At 44.2% G+C, this 23,064-nt stretch carries 19 protein-coding genes; 13 read left to right on the top strand and 6 right to left on the bottom strand.

Annotation, left to right across the window (positions count from 1 at the left end):
* Positions 1–17: 17 nt before the first annotated feature.
* Complete coding sequence (locus tag VZF35_RS09340; RefSeq protein WP_407313008.1) at positions 18–566, bottom strand: hypothetical protein; 549 nt, start codon at positions 564–566, stop codon at positions 18–20.
* A gap of 286 nt (positions 567–852) precedes the next feature.
* Complete coding sequence (locus VZF35_RS09335) at positions 853–2,028, bottom strand: pyridoxal phosphate-dependent aminotransferase (protein ID WP_407313006.1); 1,176 nt, start codon at positions 2,026–2,028, stop codon at positions 853–855.
* Between the two features lie 240 nt (positions 2,029–2,268).
* Here VZF35_RS09335 and VZF35_RS09330 point away from each other — a divergent pair, with 240 nt between their 5' ends.
* The 9 genes from VZF35_RS09330 (at position 2,269) to VZF35_RS09290 (ending at position 14,086) form a co-directional block, all read left to right on the top strand.
* Positions 2,269–2,661, top strand: a complete 393-nt coding sequence (locus VZF35_RS09330; RefSeq protein ID WP_407313004.1) for a c-type cytochrome — start codon at positions 2,269–2,271, stop codon at positions 2,659–2,661.
* The gene (locus VZF35_RS09325) at positions 2,661–4,049 is read left to right on the top strand and encodes a cbb3-type cytochrome c oxidase subunit I (protein WP_407313002.1); all 1,389 of its coding nucleotides are present in this window, start codon (positions 2,661–2,663) and stop codon (positions 4,047–4,049) included. Before VZF35_RS09330 ends, VZF35_RS09325 begins: the two co-directional genes overlap by 1 nt.
* A gap of 34 nt (positions 4,050–4,083) precedes the next feature.
* Entirely contained in the window at positions 4,084–5,487 is a 1,404-nt protein-coding gene (locus VZF35_RS09320; RefSeq protein WP_407313000.1) for an FMN-binding glutamate synthase family protein, read from the top strand.
* Between the two features lie 347 nt (positions 5,488–5,834).
* Positions 5,835–6,608: a DeoR/GlpR family DNA-binding transcription regulator gene (locus tag VZF35_RS09315; protein ID WP_407312998.1), complete on the top strand. Its 774-nt coding sequence runs from the start codon at positions 5,835–5,837 to the stop codon at positions 6,606–6,608.
* A gap of 34 nt (positions 6,609–6,642) precedes the next feature.
* Complete coding sequence (locus tag VZF35_RS09310) at positions 6,643–7,761, top strand: DegT/DnrJ/EryC1/StrS family aminotransferase (protein ID WP_407312996.1); 1,119 nt, start codon at positions 6,643–6,645, stop codon at positions 7,759–7,761.
* Between the two features lie 27 nt (positions 7,762–7,788).
* Positions 7,789–8,964 (top strand): DegT/DnrJ/EryC1/StrS family aminotransferase, encoded by a 1,176-nt coding sequence (locus VZF35_RS09305; RefSeq protein WP_407314551.1) that lies wholly within the window; start codon positions 7,789–7,791, stop codon positions 8,962–8,964.
* A gap of 322 nt (positions 8,965–9,286) precedes the next feature.
* Complete coding sequence (locus tag VZF35_RS09300; protein ID WP_407312994.1) at positions 9,287–11,374, top strand: hydantoinase/oxoprolinase family protein; 2,088 nt, start codon at positions 9,287–9,289, stop codon at positions 11,372–11,374.
* Positions 11,364–12,011, top strand: coding sequence for a DUF1638 domain-containing protein (locus VZF35_RS09295; protein ID WP_407312992.1), 648 nt, complete (start codon positions 11,364–11,366; stop codon positions 12,009–12,011). The genes VZF35_RS09300 and VZF35_RS09295 overlap by 11 nt, the downstream gene beginning before the upstream one ends.
* 107 nt (positions 12,012–12,118) lie before the next feature.
* The gene (locus VZF35_RS09290; RefSeq protein ID WP_407312990.1) at positions 12,119–14,086 is read left to right on the top strand and encodes a glutamate mutase L; all 1,968 of its coding nucleotides are present in this window, start codon (positions 12,119–12,121) and stop codon (positions 14,084–14,086) included.
* A gap of 79 nt (positions 14,087–14,165) precedes the next feature.
* Here VZF35_RS09290 and VZF35_RS09285 read toward each other — a convergent pair whose 3' ends face one another.
* From VZF35_RS09285 to VZF35_RS09270, 4 genes are all read right to left on the bottom strand, one after another.
* Positions 14,166–15,419 carry an NAD(P)/FAD-dependent oxidoreductase gene (locus VZF35_RS09285; RefSeq protein ID WP_407312988.1) on the bottom strand — a complete coding sequence of 418 codons (1,254 nt, stop codon included), beginning with the start codon at positions 15,417–15,419 and terminating at the stop codon, positions 14,166–14,168.
* A 15-nt stretch (positions 15,420–15,434) separates the two neighbouring features.
* Complete coding sequence (cooS, locus tag VZF35_RS09280) at positions 15,435–17,342, bottom strand: anaerobic carbon-monoxide dehydrogenase catalytic subunit (RefSeq protein ID WP_407312986.1); 1,908 nt, start codon at positions 17,340–17,342, stop codon at positions 15,435–15,437.
* 5 nt (positions 17,343–17,347) lie between these two features.
* Positions 17,348–17,839 (bottom strand): 4Fe-4S dicluster domain-containing protein, encoded by a 492-nt coding sequence (locus VZF35_RS09275; RefSeq protein WP_407312984.1) that lies wholly within the window; start codon positions 17,837–17,839, stop codon positions 17,348–17,350.
* Positions 17,840–18,223: 384 nt separating this feature from the next.
* Complete coding sequence (locus VZF35_RS09270; protein WP_407312982.1) at positions 18,224–18,889, bottom strand: Crp/Fnr family transcriptional regulator; 666 nt, start codon at positions 18,887–18,889, stop codon at positions 18,224–18,226.
* A 274-nt stretch (positions 18,890–19,163) separates the two neighbouring features.
* Here VZF35_RS09270 and VZF35_RS09265 point away from each other — a divergent pair, with 274 nt between their 5' ends.
* Genes VZF35_RS09265 through VZF35_RS09250 form a run of 4 tightly spaced genes read left to right on the top strand, consistent with a single transcriptional unit; the run spans position 19,164 to position 23,063 of the window.
* Complete coding sequence (locus VZF35_RS09265) at positions 19,164–20,570, top strand: PTS mannitol transporter subunit IICB (RefSeq protein WP_407312980.1); 1,407 nt, start codon at positions 19,164–19,166, stop codon at positions 20,568–20,570.
* Between the two features lie 11 nt (positions 20,571–20,581).
* Positions 20,582–20,794 (top strand): HTH domain-containing protein, encoded by a 213-nt coding sequence (locus VZF35_RS09260; RefSeq protein WP_407312979.1) that lies wholly within the window; start codon positions 20,582–20,584, stop codon positions 20,792–20,794.
* Positions 20,795–20,835: 41 nt separating this feature from the next.
* Positions 20,836–22,623, top strand: coding sequence for a BglG family transcription antiterminator (locus VZF35_RS09255; RefSeq protein WP_407312978.1), 1,788 nt, complete (start codon positions 20,836–20,838; stop codon positions 22,621–22,623).
* Positions 22,623–23,063 carry a PTS sugar transporter subunit IIA gene (locus VZF35_RS09250; RefSeq protein ID WP_407312977.1) on the top strand — a complete coding sequence of 147 codons (441 nt, stop codon included), beginning with the start codon at positions 22,623–22,625 and terminating at the stop codon, positions 23,061–23,063. The genes VZF35_RS09255 and VZF35_RS09250 overlap by 1 nt, the downstream gene beginning before the upstream one ends.
* Position 23,064: the final 1 nt, after the last annotated feature.

Below are 23,064 nucleotides of genomic sequence, written 5' to 3'. Positions count from 1 at the left end.
AGAAAGAGGGCTGGAAGCTAATGCTTCCAGCCATGTCCTTTGAGAGCTTTTTTTATGAGTTGGTTTTTAAGGGAAAAATCCTGAGACTCAATCGTCTCTCCATTAGGCCCTGTCAACCACTCTCTTTGCTGTACACAATAAAAACCTGGGAATCCCATACTTTCTGGTGTAAGTGCAATTGCGTTGGGAATCGGGGTGTTAGGTGAATATACAACTTCCATAGTCTGGTGCCATGTCCAGCCAAGTTGATCGTCAGTTAAATATTCCCATAGTTCAGCTTTTTCCCATGCCCCAGGACTCGAAGGTGGGTTTCCTTGGATCATAGGGTCAAAACGCTTGTCCCATTTTCTCTCAATAAAAACGATGCCCTTGTCTTGCCAAGTAAAAGGGATGGGATCTGCACCTGTACCCCTGATAAAGATTTCCCAATTGTCCAAAGTTCCTTTAAATGTCCGGGCCTCAGCGTTATAACCATATTCATCGGTTCTGGCAGATGCAACACTTGGAAAGGAAACCATGGCGATTAAAAGCAATCCCAGGAATAGAACAATTCGTTTGTTTCTCATATTACTCTCCTCCCATAAAAATGGATAAAATTATGTATATTGAGATTATATAACATAAATGCTCAAATGTAACCACTATTATGAAAATAATGACAAACGGACTATAAAATTGAGAATAAACTCCTAATAGCAAACAAAAACGCTGGCGCTTCTGCCCCAGCATTTTTGTACTAATCAGAAAGTATAACTCCGTTGTATACTTTCTTAAGCATAAGGGCAACTAAGGCAGACGCCTTCGCCAAGGCTTAGCGTCAGCCAAGTTTTCTTTATAATGTCCGTGTTTTGGCTACCTGAGCTTGCCTAAAGCTGCTTCAATGCGCTCTAAAGCTTTTTGGATATTCTCTACGGAATTTGCATAGGAGAAACGGAGATAACCTTCGCCGTGCGAGCCAAAAGCGGTACCTCCTAAGCAGGCGACACCGGCATCGTTCAGAAGATAGTCCGCAATTTCTTTACAGTCCTTGCCGAAAAATTTTATATTTGGAAACACATAAAAGGACCCCTCCGGCAATAGGCAAGTAACCCCAGGAATCGAATTTAGCCCGCTAACCATAATGTCTCGGCGTCTTTTGAATTCAGCGACCATAAGATCAACGTCAGTTTGGGGTCCTGTGAGGGCTTCTTTACCGGCCATTTGTGTAAAGGCAGAGGTGCAAGAATTTGAGTTAACCATAAGTTGAGCAAGCCGATCGGCGATCTCAGGGTGCATCACCCCGTATCCTAACCGCCAACCCGTCATGGCGAAGGTTTTTGAGAATCCGTCTAAAATGATGGTCCAATCCTTCATTCCTGGCAAGGAAGCAATGGAGAGAGGGTGGGAATCACCATATACAATACGGTCATAAATTTCATCGGATAGGACAAGGATGCCTTTTCCTCGCACCAAGTCAGCGATTGCTTCGACATCGCTGTTTGTCAGCACTCCTCCAGTAGGATTTCCCGGCGAATTAATAATGAGCATTTTAGTTTTGGGTGTAATCAATTGAGCAAGTTCATTAACGTCTAAGCGGAACTGATTCTCTTCTCGTAAAGGAATAGGGACGGGCTTCCCACCAACGAACCTAATAACGGACTCATAAATAGGAAAGCCGGGGTTAGGATAAATAACTTCATCCCCTGGATTCACAGTTGCAAGAATAGAGAAAAACATGATGGGCTTGCCGCCTGGGACAATAACCACATTCTCAGCGGATACTGTCACGTTTTTATGGCGCTGGATGTATCCCGCGATCGTTTCTCGCACTTCTTGAATACCCGGAGCGGGTGTGTAATGTGTATATCCGCTAGTTAGAGCAAGACAGGCGGCATCAATAATATTCTTAGGAGTATTGAAGTCCGGCTCACCAATTTCCAGATGAACAATGTCTTTTCCTTGAGCCTCTAACCTTTTAGCTTTTGCCAAAACTTCAAACGCTGTTTCTGTACCAAGCAAGGACATTCTTTCAGCAAATACTTGTTTCATAGATTCTCCTTTTCAAAAAATAGTCGAGCTTTTGTGTTTAACCAAAAACATCATTTCCGGTCAGCCAAAGTTGAGTTTAGGAGTATTAATCCCTAATTCACCCTATATTATAACTTTTTTGCTAGGTTATTGTGTAAAGAAGTTTATTGAACATCATAGCTCGGTATACTTTTGTTTCAGTGGCAAACAATACCATTATGACTGAACTATGATAAATGAGCAGAAGCGGAAGGGAATAGTTTGAAATTACGAACATTTATATTACTGAGTATCATATCCTTTGGCTTATTTGTAGGGGCTACATTGATATCGGCCAGGCTTCCTTCTCCTATTCCAGAACAGGCCGTCGCCGGTAAGCTTGTCTGGCAAAAGCATAATTGCGTCAGTTGTCACACCTTATTTGGCAATGGGGGGTACGTAGCGGAGGATTTAACCCATATTGTGGTTAAGGAAACTCCGTCCTACCTTATTCAGTATCTTGTAGAGCCGCCCGTTATGCGTCCCAACAAATACACTCATCACCCAGCCCTTAATAAGGAAGATGCCGAGAATCTGGTGCAATACCTAAAGTTTGTCGATACGATACCGACTCTAGGGTGGCCTCCCCAACAAGAGAAGGAGGGGAAGGACTGATGAAACTGTTTAAATTGTTTTCCTTTACTGGAAAAGTCAATAAATCCACGGTTCCCAAGCAGCAATTTCTCGCCCAAAAAATCAGCCGCAGGTATTGTTTTACGGCTGTAAGTTTATTTGCCCTGCAAAGTATGGTGGCTTTGATGGGTGCCTTGGATTTGGTAATACCGGATCTGCCGTCACCGATCCCCTTTGAATTTGGTCGAGCAATTCATTTGGGCTTGGCCGACCTTTGGCCGCTTATTGGCACTATGGGTATGGTTTACTTTTTTATTACAGCCGAGCTTAATCGGGAGGTCTATTCCCCTCTCCTAGCTCGCTGGCAATATTGGATCGTTATAGTGTTCACCTTGTCTATCTTCGGAACTTTAGCCTTAAAAATAGGCAACGGGCGAGAATTCCTCGAAGGAATGCCAATCTTCTATGTCGGTATATGCTTATCCCTGGCCCTGGCCTCTTATAATCTTATAAGAACGTTATTAACGGATAAAAGGAATATTACCCCAGCAGCCGGGATTATGACCGTGGGAATGTCCTTCCTTTTAGTTTTGTTGCTGCCGAATACAATAACTTATAGCAACCCCATCACGGATGAGACAACCAAGTTTTGGATTGTTCATTTATGGGAGGAAATGGCTTTCGAACTGACATCCGCCGGATTTATCGCCACCTTTTACGTTGTTTCCGGTTTAGCGGATCGGGGCAAGGTGGAAAAGTGGCTTTATTTAGAAGCAACTTTAGCTGTCGTTGGAGGTTTGTACGGTACCGGACACCACTATTACTGGATTGGCTTTCCCGCCATCTGGCTGGTACTTGGTTCCTTGGTCAGCATAGTGGAAGTCATTCCTGTTGGAATGTTAGTTCAGATGACCTATAAAGGTTTAAAATCGGTGAAAGTTAGGAGCAATCGCGAGAAACTTACCTTATGGCTGCTGCTCAGCAGTGTCTTTTACCATATAACAGGCGCCTCACTATTAGGCCTATTTATTACCATACCTTGGGTCAATCTGTACATGCATGGGACATATGTCACCTCGGGTCATGCTCATTTGGCTCTATTCGGGAGCCTCGGTTTTACAGTTTTATCGGGCTGTTATTATGTTCTCAGTCAAGGGAGCGAACCCTCTCTCAAAAGCTATAAGGGTGGAGTTTTGGCTGTCCTATTGCTGAATGGTGGCTTGATCGTCATGTCTTCGGCCTTGTTGGTTGCCGGCTTCATGGAGACTTATCTATGGCGAATTTTAGGGATGGATTTTATGCAGGTTCGCATGCTCCTTAATCCATACCTAATCATACGGGCGCTAGGGGGAGCAATGTTTACACTGGGAGACCTTCTTCTGGCGTGGGGTTTTTATAAGACATGGAAGGCAACCAAATCGCAAAAGTAACGATGCTTAGAACTTTATGTAATGAGGTCAGAAAATGCAGATTACAATAACGAGCTCCTTCTGGTTGTTTTTGCTCATATTATTGCTGGTTCTTCAGCTCTTCGTGGTACTTATCCTAATGATCAAACCAATCATGCGCTATCTTATAGGACAGCAGATCAGCGGCTTTATGGACAAGCTGCTTTCGGACAAGTACACTCAGAATCTCATGGAAGTGTGGCCGGCAGGGAAACGAATTTCGGTATTAAATATCCTGGAAATAGGTTTTCGTTCTCAAAACGGGAAAATCATCACCCGTCCTCTTGGTTCTCCTAAACATTTTCCCGGATTCGACAACCTCATGTTTGCTCCTCACTTGATGACGAAGTTATCGCTGCCGGAAAGCACCCAGATGAACATGCAGGTCACAATTGGCCCGAAGGCCAGCAAGCCGATGGTTATCAATATTCCGATTATGATCGGTGCCATGGCTTATGGGATAGCTCTCAGTGAGGAAGCGAAAAGAGCTTTAGCCAGAGCAGCCAAAACGTTACAAACCTCTACATGTTCCGGAGAAGGACCCTATTTGCCCGAAGAACGCCAAGAAGCCGGAAAATACACCTTGCAAATTTCACGTTGGGCATGGGGAGCGAGAACTCAGGAGCAAATTGATTCTGCTGATATGTTGGAGGTCCAAATGGGGCAAGGTGCTGATATGGGCGCGGTAATTGTAGAGGCCGTAGAATTTCAAGGTCGGGCGCAAGAGCTTTCAGGGCTGGCTCCTGATGAACCGGCGATATCCTTTTCGGCACCACCGGGGATACAAAAGCAGAGTGATTGGCCAGGCTTTATGAAAAGTTTGCGTAAACGTTCAAACGGCATTCCTATTGCCTTAAAACTTATGGCGACAGGACATCTTGAGGAAGATTTAGCAGCCGCTATTCAATTAGGCTTTGATGCTGTGATTATTGATGGAGCGCAAGGTGGCTCGCACGCCACTACTCCGATTAAACAAGATGATTTTGGTATCCCCAGCCTTTTTGCCTTGAGCCGAGCCGTCCGCTTTTTGAAAAACCAAAAGGTACGAGACCGAGTTAGTTTGATTATAGCTGGGGGATTCTTCACTCCTGGAGAGTGTCTCAAAGCGATTGCTCTGGGAGCAGATGCTATTTATATGGCGACTGTCCCACTTCTGTCTCTAACCCATAACCAAGTAAGTAAAGTAATACCATGGGAACCCCCGACGACCTTGGTATTTTACGATTCCCCTTCTAAAGGGAAACTTGATATCGATCAGGCTGCCACGAGTGTTGTTAATACTATAACTTCTATGGTTTTGGAGATGGAAGAAGGAATGCGTGCCCTCGGAAAAGCGTCTCTGAAAGAGCTGTCAGCCGATGATCTTGTTGCCTTAGATTCCTTAAGTGCTGAAGTGACCGGTGTAAAAAGGATTTATTAAGTATCGAAAATATTTTTAATAACACGGGAGTTTACACTAAAATTAGATAGCTCATTCGCCGTTACTGCAGAAGAAGCAACTGTTATTATTGCAGAGGCTGCCTGTGGATTACTTACAAGGCTGCCTCTTTCTATGAGAGTATTTACGTCCTGTGTCGTCATCAGCGTCGCTCACGCAAATTCTGCATAGCATGCTTCCTCTATAGTGCTTGTTGACTTTTTGCTGCAAGCATGAATAACACCTAAAAAAGTACAGCAAAAAACCGCAATAAACTGTAGCATATACTTAACAAAGCCGCACAAAAGTGATATTATCAATATGGGATATTTCTTAAAGGGGTATATGATATGTTTGCAGAGGAACGTCGCGATAAAATCCTTTCCAAAATTAAATCATCGAGAAGGGTATTTGCGAAAGAACTCGCGGATGAGTTTCAGGTTTCCATTGATACTATTCGTAGAGACCTAACAATGATGGAAGAGGAGGGCCTTTTAAAAAGAACTCATGGCGGAGCTGTCTCGCTGTCGAAAGTTAGAAGGTTTCCGATGGATGACAAGATTCGATACAGCGAGGGAACTGAGCATCAAAACGCTGTGGCTAAACTTGCTGCTGCCTACATCGAGCAAGGGGATACAGTATTTATCGGCGGCGCAAGCATTCACTACATATTACTGAAATACCTGCCGATTGATCGGGACTATACCGTCATTACCAATTCTTTGATTATTGCTGAAAAATTAAAAAATCATGGTAACATTGAGACGTATATCGTGTGTGGGAAAATTGAAAGGGAGGAAGGGATCGTTGATCCTTTGGCCACTGAATTTATAAGAACCTTGCGTATTGATAAAGCCTTTTTGACGGGGGGAGGAATTTCCGCGAAACATGGGTTGAGCAGCTCAACTCCGGAAGGAGCTATATTCCAACGAGCTGTGGCAGAGGTCTCTCGTCAAAAAGTCTGCCTGGCGAACTTTGATAAGGTGGGAACAGAATTCTTTGCAAGAACCATAGATTTGAGACAATTGGATGTTCTCATTACAGATTGGGAAGCACCCGATGAAGAGCTTAAGAAAATTCAACAGACGGGTGTAAAAGTTTTGGTAGCTTATGAAAATGATTAAGGAATAAGTGAAGAAGAAAGAAGGCTAAGGTAGTATGAAGGTAAGTTTCTATACATCTCAAAGAGAGTATTCTTTAAAAAAGGATGAGTTTAATCGCGCTATACAGGGAGTTCTCGAGAAAGGAAATTTTATCTTAGGCGAACAAGTCGCTCGACTTGAGAATGAGATTCAGCAATATACTCAGGCCAAATATGCCATCGGAGTGGCCTCCGGAACAGATGCCCTGACCATCGCTTCAGACATTCTTGGCTTCAAGGACGGAAAAGAGGTTATTACGTCTCCCTTTACCTTCCTTGCCTCTACATCATGCATTACAAAGCATAGAGGGCGTCCCGTTTTTGTAGACATTGATGAAGAGACCTTCGCCTTGGATGTAACCAAGATCGAGGAAAAGGTCAATCAACAGACTATAGGAATTCTTCCTATACATCTCTTTGACCAAATGGCAGATATGGACAGAATTATGGATATTGCGGCTAAACACCAACTGAGAGTGCTTGAAGATGCTGCTGAAGCCTTTGGCATGAGATGGAAGGGACGTAACGGTCAATATCATCATGCAGGAACAATCGGTGACTTTGGAGTATTTTCATTTTTCCCGACCAAGACTCTGGGAGGTTATGGTGACGGTGGAATGATGATTACGAATGATGAAGAACTGGCGCGCAAAGCTAAATATTACAGAGTGCATGGTGCCTCGAAAAAATACCATTATGAGTATGTTGGTTACAATTCGCGCTTAGATACACTTCAAGCAGCAATTTTATCGGTTAAGTTAAAGTATATTGACGACGCTATTAGCAAACGAGAAAAGATCGCTAAGCAATATATTGAAAGGCTGAGTGACTGTCAAGCGATAAGACTTCCTAAAGTCAAAGGAGATCAAAAGCAGGTTTATTATGTGTTTAATATAATGGCAGAAAATCGGGATCAATTAGCGGAGCACTTAGCCAAAAACGAAATCGGGTATAGTATCTATTATCCGCGTCCTCTTCATTTGCAGCCATGTTTTAGAGATCTGGGGTATCAAAAAGGGGATTTTCCTATCGCGGAGAGGGTATCCGATGAGATCATTGCCCTTCCAATCTATCCTGAAATAACGACGGATGAAGTAGAGTTTATATGTGATACGATAAAAGAGTTTTACAAATAACAATGAACGTTGGAAAGGAACCTGATGATGACAATTAAAAAAATTCCTTTTTCACCACCAGATATTACTGAAGAAGAAATAGAAGCGGTAGCGGAAGTATTAAGGTCCGGATGGATCACTACCGGTCCAAACTCTGCTCGCTTTGAACAAGAGTTAGCATATTACTGTGGTACTGGCCAGGCGGTTACTTTGAATAGTGCCACTGCGGGCTTGGAGCTGATTTTAAAGGTTTTGGGTATCGGCGAGGGTGATGATGTGATTACAACGCCTTACACTTACGCTGCTACCTCAAACGTACTCGTTCATCGAGGGATAATGCCAACCTTTGTCGATGTTAAAAGAGATAGTTTCCTAATTGATGAACAGAAAGTTTATGAAGCCATCACGCCCAAGACAAAGGCGATCATGACCGTGGATATTGCCGGAGTACCTGTTGACTACGATAAAATAAAAGAAGTTCTCAAAGCCAAAAATCGCCAGGATATCACACTTATTTCTGATTCAGCGCACTCTTTTGGGGCGATGTACAAAGGCCAAAAAGTTGGAGGGCAGATGGACTTTCATGTTTTTTCATTTCATGCCATCAAAAACCTGACGACGGCAGAAGGTGGGGCCATCACTTATAACAACAATAGTTTCCGGGGCAAAGAAGACTTGTACAAGGAATTCAAATATACTTCGTTACACGGACAAAATAAGGATGCCTTCTCCAAAATGCAAGCGGGAGCTTGGAAATATGATATCTTAACCGATGGCTTTAAATGTAATATGACGGATATTATGGCGGCTATCGGCAGGACTCAGCTGCGGCGCTATGATGATATGTTAAGAAAACGGGCGGAACTCCATCAGGTTTATAGTCAGGTACTTGGCGGCAAGGACTGGGCCATAGTTCCCTTCGACAAAAACGAGGACATGGAATCCTGCTATCACTTATATACCTTAAGACTAAGAGGCTTTCGCGAAGAACAGAGAGACCGGGTTATTCAAAAGATGGGCGAAAAAGATATTGCCACAAACGTACACTTTATGCCCTTGCCGATGTTTACCCTTTATCGAAATTTAGGTTATCGGCTGGAAGATTACCCGAATGCCCAGGCTCAGTATGCTAATGAAATCTCTTTGCCGCTCTATTCGAGGTTAACTCTCGATGAGGCGGAATATGTAGCTGAAGAGCTTATTGATTGTATTGAGTCAATCTAGAGGATGGTTAAGAAAGATGACAGCTTAGCACATGTACGTGTAAGGCTGTCTTCTTTTATATGAGAAAGGAATCTTACCTTATCGTCTTAACGTTTGTCCATTAATTTAAGTTAATATTGATTGTGAAAATAAATGCGAGTTAATACTGACTCAAACAAGGAATTATTGTTTTTCATAAATGAAAAATACATGACCTGGATTTTGCTGTTCGGAGCCTGATATTTTTGTTCGGAAGTATTGTGAGCTTATGTTGAGAAGAAAAAATAACTCATTACGACTGAATAATGGGAAATCTCCATCTGCTGTTGAAGTGTTGCCTTAAATGAGAAAGGATGGCATAAAAATTGCACTTAATATCTCCGAAGCTCGGACAACTATTGCAATCGGAGAATACTTCATTGCTTTACATAGTATTTCTTTTAAAGAGGTGGTAACGGTGTCCTTTATTTTGGGGATTGATACGGGAGGAACTTATACAGATGGTGTGCTTTTGGATTTTGAAGGAAAGGTTGTTGCAGCGAAAGCTAAAGCCTTTACAACACCGCAGGATTTGACCCTTGGGATCGCGGAATGTATTGATAACTTAGGAGAGATCGATCCTAAACAGATTAAGATGGTTTCACTTTCTACGACACTCGCTACAAACGCGATCGTTGAAGGACGTGGTTGTAACGTAGGGCTAATTTTAATCGGTTATAGACCCACTGGAAAATTTCCTGCACAAATGGTCAGCATTGTTGCGGGCGGCCATGACGGACTTGGAACGGCAAAGTGTGAACTCGACACGGAAGAACTTGCCAAGGTGATTGGCCAAATGAAAGGTGAAGTCGATACTTTAGCCATTTCCGGAATCTTTAGCATAAGTAATCCCGAACATGAAAATCAGGCTAGAGAATTCATACGCAGAGAATGGGATGTACCTGTTATCTGTGGTCATGAATTAAGTTCCAATATCGGCCTTTATGAACGGACAGTAACAGCCTGTTTGAATGCAAAACTATTGCCTATTATTTCGGATTTGTTTGGGGCAGTTAAAGGGGTACTCAAGAGAAAAAAGATTGAAGTTCCTATGATGATCGTAAAAGGTGATGGGTCTCTGATTAGTGAGGAGAAAGCCTTGGAAAGGCCCATTGAAACCATTCTGTCAGGTCCTGCGGCGAGTGTGGTGGGTGCCATGTTTCTGGCGGGCAGGGATACCTTTTTAACCCTTGACATGGGAGGCACTACCACGGATATAGGGATAGTCAGGAATAACTATTGGAGAAGGCATGAAGAAGGGGCAATAGTAGCCGGGTGGAAAACTCATATTAATACAACCGGGCTCAGCACCTTTGGGATTGGTGGGGATAGTTATATAAGAGTGACAGCGAAAGGCCAACTGTGCCTTGGTCCGATGCGAGCAAGACCACTTTGTGTTATGGGTCTGAGCTATCCCTATTTAATCCAGGAACTACGCGAAATACATCAGTCTAAAGTGGTCAATGGAACGATCTTTGACGGGCAGACTCTGGATTGCTGGATGATTGTTAAACCACCTTCCGCCCTTGAGAGCTTGAGTCGCGATGAACAACTTATCGTCAAAGGACTTGAAGATGGGCCGCATAATGTCCAATTTTTAAAAGAACGAATTGGAAATTATGTAAGCCCCTTTGCGCTAAAATCTCTTGAACAAGCTCGAGTCATTGGGCGCATTTCCTTTACCCCTACGGATGTCCTGCATTGTCTCGGGCTTTTGAAAAAATGGAATGCGGATGCCTCTCTTGAGGGGGCCAGAATTCTTGCCGGCACTTACGGGTCTAATATTGAGGATTTTGCCATCAAGTGCCTGGAGACTATGACTCAGTCAATAGCTCTTGCCACTTTGCAAAGCATTGCCTCGAAACAAGGATATACCTTCGATATTACCAAGGATGAAAGCCTTAAGTTTTTTCTTGAACCCTTTTTCAAACAAAATCATAAGAATTTAGATCTTAGTGTTCCGATGAGTTTAAATTATCCCATTGTCGCCATTGGGGCTCCGGTAACGGCTTATTTGCCTGAGGTGGGCGAGCTCTTGAAAACCGAGGTTATTATTCCTGAACACAGTGAAGTCGCCAGTGCCGTAGGCGCCGCCATGGGAAAAGTTGCCGAAAAGATTACTGCTCTGATTAAACCAGGATTTAAAGTTCATGCGCCCTGGGGATGTGAGGCCTTTATGTATCACGAGGAGGCCTGTGAGAGAATTCTCTCGAAGGGCAAGGAGATTGTCCTGGAGAATGCTAAAAAAGCCGGAATCATTAATCCGGAGATTACCGTGAACCAGGATAAAGTCACCAGTGATACGAAGTTTGGCGTGATTTTTATTGAGGAGTCTTTTGAGATAATTGCCTCAGGATATCGGCAAGGGGAGAGTGAAGGTAATGAATGCTAAGATTTTTGCTTGTAATACTATTGCCGACGAAATCCAAAAAGTTCTGCCGGCAGGAATGTCTTGTGAATTATTGCCCTACGCACTTCATCGCGAGCCGCGAAAACTCAAGTTGGAATTACAAGCCAGAATTGATGCGGACCAAGACCATGACACTCTTCTTTTTGGCTACGGATTGTGTTCCAACGGCGTCGTGAATCTTCATTCAAAGGTCCATACCCTTGTAATCCCAAGGGTTCATGACTGCATCAGCATTTTACTCGGCTCACGAAAAATCTATCAGCAGGAGTTCGATAAGTGCCCGGGAACCATTTATCTAAACAAAGGATGGATAGATCAGGGTGGTGAACCACGGGCAGAGTTCCTGAAATATAGCGCTAAATACGGCGAAGAAAATGCTCGCTATATTATTGAAACCGAGTACAACCACTATAAGAGACTTGTATTTATAGACACCGGAGTAGGAGATTATGCAAGTTTGGTTGAGCATTCAAAACAAGTTGCGAAATTCATGGGTGCAACATTTGAAGAAAGGGAAAGTACGTGTCAGCTATTAAAGAGGCTGGTAACCGGGGAGTGGGATAAGGATTTCGTCGTTATTCCACCGAGAATGATGGTTACCCAGGAAAGTTTCTTTTAAGCACCGTAACTCGCAATACTTAACCTCAGGATTGTGATTTTCTTCGGACCATAGAGTATAAGCCAATAGCTGGGATTGGATCAGATTACTTGGGGATGGTGATATCGATGTCCTATATTTTAGGGATTGATACGGGAGGAACTTATACGGATGGTGTGCTTTTGAATTTTGAGGATAAAACTATTGTCACGAAAGCTAAAGCCTTTACGACTCCACAGGACTTGACCATTGGGATTGAGGAATGTATTGATAACTTAGGAAAGTTTGACCCTAAGGAGATAGGAATGGTTTCCCTTTCCACGACCCTGGCAACAAATGCCATAGTCGAAGGGCGCGGCGGCAAGGTGGGATTAATCCTTATAGGTAAAAGAAAACCAACAGGGGTTTTGCCAGCCCAAAGATGCGCTTTGGTTTCAGGCGGTCATGATCTTTATGGAATACCTTTTGGTGACCTTGATACGCAGGAGTTAATGAGGGCTATTGCTCAAATGAAAGGGGAAGTAGATACCTTAGCTATTTCAGGAAACTTAAGTAATAGAAACCCCGATCATGAAAATCAGGCCAGAGAGATCGTGCGAAAAGAGTGGGATTTACCGGTTGTCTGTGCGCACGAACTGAGTTCAAAATTAGGTTACTATGAGAGAACTGTGACAGCTTGTTTAAATGCCAAGCTCTTGCCAATCATCAGAGAATTGCTGTTGGCAATAAAAGCTGTTCTTAAGAATCATCGTATTGAAGCTCCCGTTATGGTTGTCAAAGGGGACGGATCTCTGATCAGTGAGGAGAAAGCTTTTGCAAGACCGATTGAGACAATTTTATCAGGACCAGCGGCTAGTGTGGTAGGCGCAACATTTTTGACGGGTATGGAGACGGTTTTAACCCTTGATATGGGAGGGACCACTACAGATATAGGTATCGTCAAAAACAACCGTTGGCGAATAAACGAAAAAGGGGCAGTCGTGGCTGGCTGGAGAACACACATAAATACAGCAGAAATCACTACCTTTGGTATCGGCGGGGATAGCTATATTAGAGTGGATGGGGAAAGCTATATCCGGGGCTCTAAAAAGGACAAATTGCACATAGGGCCGCTGCGGGCCTGGCCTTTATGTATTGTCAGTATGCGCTACCCTAATCTCGTTGAAGAACTCAAGTCAATTAAGGGTAAGCATACTGTTTATCAAGGACAAGCCGTAGATTGCTGGATGATGCTTAAACATCCTCGGAACCTTGAGAATTTGCGCCCTGAGGAACAGGCTGTTGTTAGGGTCCTAAAGGATGGAGCGCACAATGTTCTAACCTTGAATAGGCTTGTTGGTAATAACCTAAGCCCTCTTGCCCTGAAGTCGCTGGAACAGGCTCAGATTATTGGCCGGGCTGCTTTTACCCCTACCGATGTCCTTCATTGCCTTGGGTTTCTTCAAACCTGGAATCGTGCGGCTTCGCTTGAAGGAGCGAGAATTCTTGCACAATACTATGGCTCTGGAATAGAAAGCTTTGCCTCACAATGCCTCGAACAAATAACCCGTTTCCTGACGCTTACCGCCTTACAGAGTATCGCTTTAAAACAAGGGCATCCTTTATTAATCAAAGATGATCCGAACTTTAATTTTGTAATGGAGCCAATCTTTAAGCGAAATAAACCTGATCAGGATTTTAGCGTCAAAGTTGGACTGAATTATCCCATTGCTGCGATTGGTGCTCCTGTTAAAGCTTACTTGCCGGATGTCGGACAGTTATTAAACTGCGAAGTCATTATTCCTGAACATAGTGAGGTTGCCAACGCAGTTGGAGCCGCAGTGGGAAAAGTTAGTGAACGAGTAACCGCTATCATCAAACCTGGCTTTAAAGTGCATGCCCCATGGGGATGCGAAACCTATATGGAACTAGAAGATGCTCGGAGTAGTATTCTGACCAAGGGCCAGGAACATGCCCTGGAAAGTGCTCGAAAAGCTGGGGTATCTAATCCCGAGGTTGTCGTCAATCATGATGTATTTTCCTGTGAAACGGATTTTGGAATGGTTTTTGTCAGCGAGGTTTTTGAAATTGTTGCCTCAGGGTACCTAATGTATTAGGTTAACGAAATTATCCCCAAAGATCTTGAGATCAAGTAGAAAGAGGCGGCCTGTGAATCACTTCCAGTGCCGCCTTTTTCTACTTCATTAAGCCTATCGCTAAGGTTCCTCGTTTACCAAGAGTCAAATTCTTATGGGTTTGAGTCAGAGGTCGGCCTGCCTTGACTAAAGCCGTTAAGACACCGCACTGGGACGTATCACCCACGAGTACAAAGCCCTTTAAAATGTCCCCTTGCCAAATCAAACTGCGATAGATGGGCAGACTTCCGTCTATTTTCAAACCTTCTTGTTGGTTCCAATTTTCCTGTGCCTTATGCTCAGGGAGCTTGGTGATTCCGACGGACATAGCCGAGAGGCCAAAAAAGTCTACAGAGTTCAGACCAAGGGACCCAGGATAGACCTCGTGTCCACCGCACATATTTGCCCCGGCAATTCTGCCTTGAGTTGAGGCATTCGGCCAAGTGGCATTTACCGTGAAGGTTTGACGAACGAGATCCCAAGTTTCGGCGATATCACCTGCCGCATAGATGTTGGGCAGATTCGTGGCTAAGGAATGATCTACTTGAATCCCTCGACCAATGTTCAAGCCGGAATCTCCTAAGTTTCCTATATTTGGCTGAACTCCTTTGCCGACAATCACAACATCCGCTTCAAGTATTGTATTACGCGCGGTCAGAACACCTTGTACATGTTCTTCTCCAGTGATCTTCGAAGCTTCAGTTTGTAAAAGAAAGTTTACTCCGTGGGCCTCCAAATGCTTCTGAATGAGGTCACCTGCCTTTTTATCAAGCATCTGCGAGAGGATTTGGTTGGAAGAGATCAAAACAGTGACCTCGAGTCCGCGTTTTCTCAGCGCATAAGCGCTCTTCAGGCTGACCAAACCTCCTCCAATGACGACGACCTTTCGTGCTCCCCGCTCTAAGACAGCCTCGATATCTAAAGCATCTTTCATGGTGCGCAGCGTAAAAACTTCAGGAAGATTTCTACCCGGGATCGAGAGTTTATTAGCCGAAGCCCCCATAGCGAGCAGAAGCTTACTGTAGTTCCACTCTTGCCCATCACTGCTTTGGACACGCCGGTGGGTGGGATCGATCCTGTTAACCTCGACTCCGTATACGATTGTCAAATTAAGCTGCTTGGCAAAATCTATGTCCCGTAAATAAAGGCGGGAGGCAGGGATATCTCCGGCTAAAAAATAAGTCGTTAAGCAACGGGAATAACTCGGTTCATCTTCCGCCGTGAGGACGATCAATTCGGAATGGATGTCGTGTTTTCGAATTTCTTCAACTGCAAACAGGCCTGCTGCGCTATTTCCAACAACGATATAGCTCATAATTTTCCCCGTCCTTTAACTGGGAAGTCCAAGTTTTTTTCGTTTGGCCCGGATGTCTTCCATAAGTCCCTGGGCTGCTTTTAGGGCATCAGTTTCGATATAGAATTTCCCTCCGATCACATCCGTCAGACCTTGGGTAAGTAATTCAGCGACTGCCTTGCTCCCCAGTACGGGTGGAACAACTCCAAGGTGTGTGGTTAGTCCCATGGTTACAGCCCAAGTCCCGATGCTCAGGGCTTTTTCATGCTGGGGTTCGGGAGCACTTGCAGCAACCGGCAACAAGGCTGAATCGACCTTCAAATAGGCTGCTATCGCGGTGACTAAGTCCCCAATCCTGGAATTATCAACGCAGCTGCCCATGTGCAGTACAGGAGGAAGCGGGGCTCCCAGGCCGGCTGCTTGGCCGATAGCCGTTAAGACAGCTTTTAAGCCCTCACCGGCATAGGCCTCGGTTCCTTCGGGATTCATAAGGCCGGCCTTGGCTAAGGCATGAGCAGAACATCCTGTAGCAACAACCAAGACATTGTTCCTGATAAGTTCCTTTACTAACTCTACATGCAGGCTGTCTTGAGTTACTTTAACATTATTACAGCCGACTGTAGCCACAACCCCCAGGATATTGCCATTGACGATATTATCAATGAGGGGCTTCAGAGGGTCTGCGGGGTTCACAGTGGATAGAGCTCCGATGATAGCTTCAACACTAAATCCAGCCATAATTTTGCGCCTGTAATTGGGAACGTGGACTTTTTTAGGGTCTCGATGAGTATAGGAGAAGATGGCCTTGCGCACAATTTCTTTAGCTGCTTCATCGGCGTTTTCTAACGTAAAAGGAACATGGGCAGCTCCTGGGAGTTTGACAATTGGCATCGTCGTGATGAGTTCAGTGTGATAACAAGCTGCTACTTTGCTTAAGGAGGGCATAATACATTGAACATCGACAACCATTGCGTCAACAGCTCCGGTAACTATAGCCAGCTCTTGGGCCAGGAAGTTAGTAACCAGCGGAATCCCTTTGCGCATTAAAACTTCATTGCCGGTACAGCAAATTCCGGAGACTAAAATTCCCTTGGCCCCTGCAAGGAGCGCTTCCTCTTGGAGCTTAGCCGCCCAATAAACAATTTTTTCAGAAAGCAGGGGGACGTGACCATGAACAATCAGATTGACATAATCCTCTTTGAGGATGCCTAAATTCGCTTCGGTCACGACAGGAGAAGGGGTTCCAAAAAGGATATCCTGCATATCTGTGGCCAATTTTAGGCCGGAATATCCGTCTACAAGCCCTTGTTTAGCGGTGGCTAAGACAAGATTCACAGGATCACCATCCATACCCATGGTTGTCTGGTGCAGGGCTTCCCGGATTTCCCGGTCGGGATTACGAGGGAGAATGCCAAGGCTCGCCCAGACGGCAATTCTTTCTTTAGGGGCGTTAGACATCAGCCACTTAACAGGCCTTTTTCCATGGTTTGCTAGATCAGAATAGGCGGCTTCGACAACCTCTAAAGCCAGTTCTTCTGCAGTTTTGCCGGAGATCTCTAGGTTCAGCCCCTTGGCCACCTGGCGCAATTTTGTTTCGTCGGTAATGGTGTAATTGATTTCTTCTTTGGCCGCTAATTCTAAAGCATCAACCACGTCATAGGCGTGGTCGACATGAGCGGCAGCTCCGGCTGCCACTTGCCTGAGCAGATTGCGGGCGACAATGACATCTGCGCTGGCGCCGCAAATCCCTGATTTCGGTCCGTTTCCGAAGGGGTCAATTCGACAGGGACCTTGAACACAATGGCGGCAACAGACCCCTAAGCTTCCAAACCCACACTGAGGTTGTTGGGCTTCATAACGATCCCACACCGTTTCCACACCATCTGAAGCCGCTTTGGGCAATAGTTCGATAACAGCAGGATCAATCGATTGATAAGATTTCATCTTAGTTAAACCCCCTTCATTTGGTTTACGAAGGCTTGCCGTCCACTGCGGGCAAACGCTTGAACTTCAACAAATTCCAGTGCTTTAGTCGGGCAGGCCGCCACACAAGCTGGTTTGTAATCTAACTCCCGACAACGATCGCACTTGGTAACTCTGCGGGTTGAAGAAACCTCCGCGATAACCCCAAATGGGCAGACCATTACGCACATCATGCACCCAACACATTTAAGTTCATCAACTTGAATGAGCCCAGTCTTGGGATCTAACTGCATAGCTCCACTCATGCAGGCATGCACACAAGGTGCATCGGAACATTGCCGACATTGAAGTGGGAAATTGAGCTCTTTGTTGGACTCCACGAAGACCCGTTTTTGCGGTGGCTCAAGTTCATTCATTGCTTCAAATAGGGTTTTGCTGGCCGAGTGGGCAATGGCACACGCCAGCTCACAGCTTTTGCAGCCCAGGCAATATTCGCTTTTGGCAAGAATCTGTCTCAACTTTATCCCTCCTTTGTGACTTTTAGGACAGTAGTGTAGTATAAACTTATTGCAATATTCTTATTTCTTCCATCGGCTTGCTGACACTGTTTAAGTTTTGATCAAATAATCTTTAGATTTTAATACGCTTGCGAGAGCTGAGGCTGTTAGTTGTACTCATGCGCCGGCCATGGATGGCCAAGTGTCCTTGAAGCCAAGGATGGCGAGAAAGGACCTGCAGAAGGTATCAACCTGTTATACTCTCTGACAATATAAAAAAGCGCGTTTTAGCGCGCTTATAACGTCAGGTAACTATTAATAATAATCTATCCGATGGTAAAGCATATAACCTGATAAAGTCAGCAAATATCTGGATATGTGATAAAAGCTGTGGAGTTTGCAGCTTCACAAAAACAGATTTCCTTTATCGCTCAACATTTCCCAATTAAGCACTGCAAGCTTCCCGCGCTTCAAAGCTACAATTCCTTGGCGTTCCCAGCGCTTAAGGATCTCATTGACCGTTTGGCGGGTTGTTCCTATCAAGGCAGCCAATTGTTCGTGGGTAAAGTCGAGAAAATTAGGCAGTTTGACAATAGTTTGTCCGTTGGCTGCGGGATGTCCTTCACGCAGAATGACATGAGCTAATCGCACAGAAACTTCCCGAAACGCTAGGTCCAGGATGACATCATTAGTGTCTTTTAAAATGTTGCCAAGCAAGCGGATCAAGCGTAAACTGAGTTCCGGACATTCCTTGAGCAATGGACGAAACTTGTCCATCCCCAGATAAATAATCACTGAATTTTCCAGAGCTGAGGCGAAGGCCAAAGAATGAACACTATAGACTTCCCCCGGCGAAAGGCAGGCAACTGTGAATTCCTTACCATCCTCAGATAAATAAGAAATTTTAATTCGCCCCGTGCGGACGAAATAGATAGGTTCTAAGCAGTCCGAGGGAAACTCAAGGATTTGTCGCTTAGCAAAGCTCCGCTCTCTAAAAAATTTCTCCCACCGAACCAGAAGCTCTGAGGAAAGACCATGAAACAACGGAAATTGCTCTAATGCTGATGGCATTACATCACATCCCTTTTGAGACAAGTCATCAGTCTTAATAGTCTTCGTCTTTGCATTAAGGATACCATGATATGGAGAATACGTCACTTTCGATTTTTATTGAGATTTTTGCACTATTAGAATAGGGGAATCCTCTTCCTTGTTTACACAAATTGGAAGGATATAAACTGTTAAAATTGTCAGTAAAATGCAGTGTCAAGATTGGTTTTCTTTAAATTGTAAAATCGACGGGCCGGGCTTAAGATGAATTTAACAAAACGAAGGAGGTATGGATATGTCGGCAAATGTTAATTCTCTAGTCACCGGCGGCGGAAAAACAAAAGCTAAGATCCAGAAATTTGGCGGCTTCATGGCTGGGATGGTCATCCCAAATATGGGTGCCATTCTTGCCTGGGGCTTGATCACCATGTTTGTCATTCCAACAGGATGGACGCCCAATGCTTATCTGGCCAAATTAGTCGGGCCGATGATTACCTATTTACTCCCCCTGCTGATTGGTTATACGGGAGGGAGTCTGGTCTACAAACAACGAGGAGGAGTAATCGGCGCTATTGCTACAGCTGGAGTTGTTGTGGGAGCCTCAGTTCCAATGTTTCTAGGAGGCATGATCATGGGGCCCTTTGGTGGTTGGGTTATCAAGAAATTCGACCAACTGATAGAAGATAAAGTGCCTACTGGTTTTGAAATGTTGATCAGTAACTTTTCTGCAGGAATTTTGGGTGCTCTGCTGGCAATTCTCGCCTATACTGTGATTGAACCCGTAGTACAAGGTTTCTCGACCGTGCTAGGTAATTTAGCCGTGGTGGTCACCAATGCTGGACTCTTGCCCTTAATCGCTATCTTTATTGAACCAGGTAAGATATTATTTTTAAATAATGCCATCAATCATGGTGTTCTGGCACCTTTAGGAATCCAGCAAGTTACTCAAACTGGAAAGTCCATCTTTTTCCTCCTTGAATCAGATCCTGGTCCTGGCTTAGGAATTTTACTTGCTTTTTGGGTCTATGGAAAAGGAGCGATCAAGCAATCAGCCCCGGGTGCTATCATAATTCAGTTCTTGGGTGGAATTCATGAAGTCTATTTTCCCTATATTCTGATGAAGCCTTTGCTCCTATTAGCTGTCATCGGCGGAGGGATTGCGGCAGATTTAACCTTCGTCATCACTAAGGCCGGCTTAGTGGCCACCCCTTCTCCGGGAAGTATTTTTGCTGAAATGGCGATGGCTCCCAAAGGTGGATTTCTGGTGGTTATGTTGGGTATAGCCGTCGGGGCAGTGGTCTCCTTTTTAATTGCCTCCGTCATTTTAAAACGTGATAAAACTGAGGTTAATAGTGAAGAACTTGCTGGAGCGCAACAAATGATTTCCCAAATGAAATCCATGAGTAAAGGACAAAAATCGAATCAACTGCCTAAACTAATCATCTTTGCCTGTGAAGCGGGTATGGGTTCATCTGCTATGGGAGAATCTATCCTTAAAAAGAGTCTCAAAGATGCAGGCTTAAATATTGAGGTGCGCCATTCAGCTGTAAACCAAATTCCTTCGGACGTCGATGTCGTTTTTACCCAGGAAGGCTTGGCAGGGCGTGCAGCGCAAGTTGTACCTAAGGCGCAAATAGTCCCCATCAAAAATTTCTTAGATAAATCAGCGTATGAAGAGTATGTCAACAGTTTAATTAAATAGGTTGTGAGAATGTGGAAAAATTAACTGTTCGGCAAAAGTTCATAATGAATAATCTCCTGGAGAAAGGTCCCCTGACCATTAGGGGCCTTTCTCAACAAATTGACGTCAGTGAGCGGACAATCTTACGGGAGACCTCTGCTCTGAACGACTGGCTTAAGCAACACAAGGTGCGAATCTCGGAAAGTGGGGAAAGCTCCATATTGACGGAGCAGAACGGGATTTAGTCAAGGCCAGGGAGACCCTCAAAGAAATTCCTCATCTCTGGATGCTTACCCAAGATCAACGTCAAGTACTGATTACGGCCCAGCTCCTTTTGGCCACTGAGCCCATAAAATCAGCTTACTTCAGTCATCAATTCAATGTTGTCGAAGGAACGATTGGTTTTTATCTGGACAAAATTCAAAGTTGGCTGCAAGAGAAAAACCTGACCTTAGTTCGTAAAAGAGGGTATGGCCTGGAAGTTAAAGGTTCAGATTGGTATAAGCGCAATGCTTTTGTCGATCTCATTTACAACTACAAACCCCTTAGTGAATTGTTGACGTTTCTGTATGAAGACAGCAAAGATTATTCCTTATTGGCTTTTTTTAAGGTTACTTTTGGAGAAAAGTTAACATCCTTAACCAAAGAACTTATTGAAGAAATTTATGAAAACGTGTCTCTGAACAATGATATTAAGTTTTTCAGTGCGTATATCCATTTATTGTTGGTTATCAAACGCACTGAAAGTCAAAACCCAATTGAACTGCCGGCACAATTAGTACGAGATATCCTTACCTCTGAGGAATTTGGTTTTATGACTCAAGTTCAAGAAATTCTCCGCGCTAAGGACATCGATCTCCCGGAGAGCGAACTCGCCTATCTGGCGATGCACTTATATGGGGAAAGGAAACTATTTCAGGATGAAAATGAAGCCAAGGGACTGGGTTTTGAACTTGAAGATCTGATCCGCGAAATGATTTATCTTACAGAAAAAAAACTCAATCAGAAAATTATTTGTGATGAGACTCTGCTGAAAGGCCTAATCCAGCATATCAATCCGGCGTTGTATCGCTTGACAATGGGGCTGGAAGTAAGAAATCCGATCATTAATGAGATCAGGCACTATTATGAACACCTCTATAATGCGGTTTCTTATGCGTGTCGGCATGTTTTCTCCAAATATAATTTGGCGATCCCAAGCAGTGAAGTAGGGTATATTACCATGCATATCGGTGCAGCCCTCGAACGCCAACACAAGAATGTGAAGAAAAACAGCATGCTTATTATTTGCCCGAATGGTATGAGTACAGCCAAAATGCTGTATCACAAAATCCGGAATGAGTTTCCCGATTTTGAAACCATTGAGATATGTTCCTTGCGAGATATGCATGATAAGATTAAAGAAGGCTATACCATGGTGGTTTCAACGGTCAATATAGAGTATAAAAATTTGCCTGGATTGACCGTAATCTCTCCTTTTCTGCCGAATGAAGATATCGAGAAAATCAAGGCAGAGCTGAATAAGGCGGGAAAAGAGGGCGCCCTGCAAAAGAATGTATCCTTACCCGTAAGCGAACCCGACGATGTCGAAAAGGAGTTTGATATTGCCAATGCCATGCTCTCGAATTTTCAGCTTAAAAATTTAGGGGCTGAGACATACCAGGATACTATTCAAGACATTGTCCAAGAAATACACGCTTCTCATCTGATTGAAGACAAAGAACGCATTCATGGCTTGATCACAAAACGTGAAGAAAAAGGAAATGTTATTATTCCCGGACGGCATATAGCCCTTATCCACTTTCGCGCGGAGGAAATTACGGCACCGTTTGTGGGTGCTTTTCGGCTCAAACACTTTATCAAAACCAAGGGAGTTGGGTACTCTTCAGAAGAAGTCGATACCTTCCTCGTGATGCTTGCTCGCAAAGATGAAAGCAATTATATTCTTGAATTGCTTGGAAAAATCAGCGTTGCTTTAGTAGAGAATGATCTCTTTGGCGAGGTTTTGCGTTTCGGAGATTTGCAAGATATACGGAATGAATTGGTAGAGATCCTAAATAAGGAGGAAGAGTAGTGAATTTGGAACTATTTAATGAAAGCAATATACAACTTAACCTGGCTCCTGAACCGAAAAGTGCCGCTATCTTGAGAGCGGGTGAGCTTCTTAGGATCAATGGTTACGTCCAAAATGAATACTTGGAAGGAATGGAAAAACGCGAACAAAGTTTGACGACGTATGTTGGAAACGGTGTCGCAATTCCCCACGGTCTGCCGGAATATATCCCCTTTATCCTGAAATCTGGGCTCGTCTTCCTCCAATATCCTGAAGGTGTCGATTTTGGTGAAGGGAATACAGCCTATGTTGTGATTGGAATCGCCGGCAAAGATGATGAACATCTGGAACTCCTCTCGACGATCGCCTTGGTTTGTCAGGATGAAGAGAATGTGACTCGGCTCAAACTAGCTTCAAGCAAGCAGGAAGTCCTGGAAATTCTGGCCGGTGGTGATGCTTGAG

The sequence above is a fragment of the Desulfosporosinus paludis genome, from assembly GCF_045689965.1.
In the GTDB taxonomy this organism is placed as follows: Bacteria; Bacillota; Desulfitobacteriia; order Desulfitobacteriales; family Desulfitobacteriaceae; genus Desulfosporosinus; species Desulfosporosinus paludis.
This window is presented reverse-complemented; position numbering and strand designations above follow the sequence as displayed.

Bases quoted from the DNA above. Each gene is read 5' to 3' on its own strand.
- VZF35_RS09340 (WP_407313008.1), bottom strand. From the start codon at position 566: ATGAGAAACAAACGAATTGTTCTATTCCTGGGATTGCTTTTAATCGCC.
- VZF35_RS09335 (WP_407313006.1), bottom strand. From the start codon at position 2,028: ATGAAACAAGTATTTGCTGAAAGAATGTCCTTGCTTGGTACAGAAACA.
- VZF35_RS09325 (WP_407313002.1), top strand. From the start codon at position 2,661: ATGAAACTGTTTAAATTGTTTTCCTTTACTGGAAAAGTCAATAAATCC.
- VZF35_RS09320 (WP_407313000.1), top strand. From the start codon at position 4,084: ATGCAGATTACAATAACGAGCTCCTTCTGGTTGTTTTTGCTCATATTA.
- VZF35_RS09315 (WP_407312998.1), top strand. From the start codon at position 5,835: ATGTTTGCAGAGGAACGTCGCGATAAAATCCTTTCCAAAATTAAATCA.
- VZF35_RS09310 (WP_407312996.1), top strand. From the start codon at position 6,643: ATGAAGGTAAGTTTCTATACATCTCAAAGAGAGTATTCTTTAAAAAAG.
- VZF35_RS09305 (WP_407314551.1), top strand. From the start codon at position 7,789: ATGACAATTAAAAAAATTCCTTTTTCACCACCAGATATTACTGAAGAA.
- VZF35_RS09300 (WP_407312994.1), top strand. From the start codon at position 9,287: ATGAGAAAGGATGGCATAAAAATTGCACTTAATATCTCCGAAGCTCGG.
- VZF35_RS09295 (WP_407312992.1), top strand. From the start codon at position 11,364: ATGAATGCTAAGATTTTTGCTTGTAATACTATTGCCGACGAAATCCAA.
- VZF35_RS09290 (WP_407312990.1), top strand. From the start codon at position 12,119: ATGTCCTATATTTTAGGGATTGATACGGGAGGAACTTATACGGATGGT.
- VZF35_RS09285 (WP_407312988.1), bottom strand. From the start codon at position 15,419: ATGAGCTATATCGTTGTTGGAAATAGCGCAGCAGGCCTGTTTGCAGTT.
- cooS (WP_407312986.1), bottom strand. From the start codon at position 17,342: ATGAAATCTTATCAATCGATTGATCCTGCTGTTATCGAACTATTGCCC.
- VZF35_RS09270 (WP_407312982.1), bottom strand. From the start codon at position 18,889: ATGCCATCAGCATTAGAGCAATTTCCGTTGTTTCATGGTCTTTCCTCA.
- VZF35_RS09265 (WP_407312980.1), top strand. From the start codon at position 19,164: ATGTCGGCAAATGTTAATTCTCTAGTCACCGGCGGCGGAAAAACAAAA.
- VZF35_RS09255 (WP_407312978.1), top strand. From the start codon at position 20,836: ATGCTTACCCAAGATCAACGTCAAGTACTGATTACGGCCCAGCTCCTT.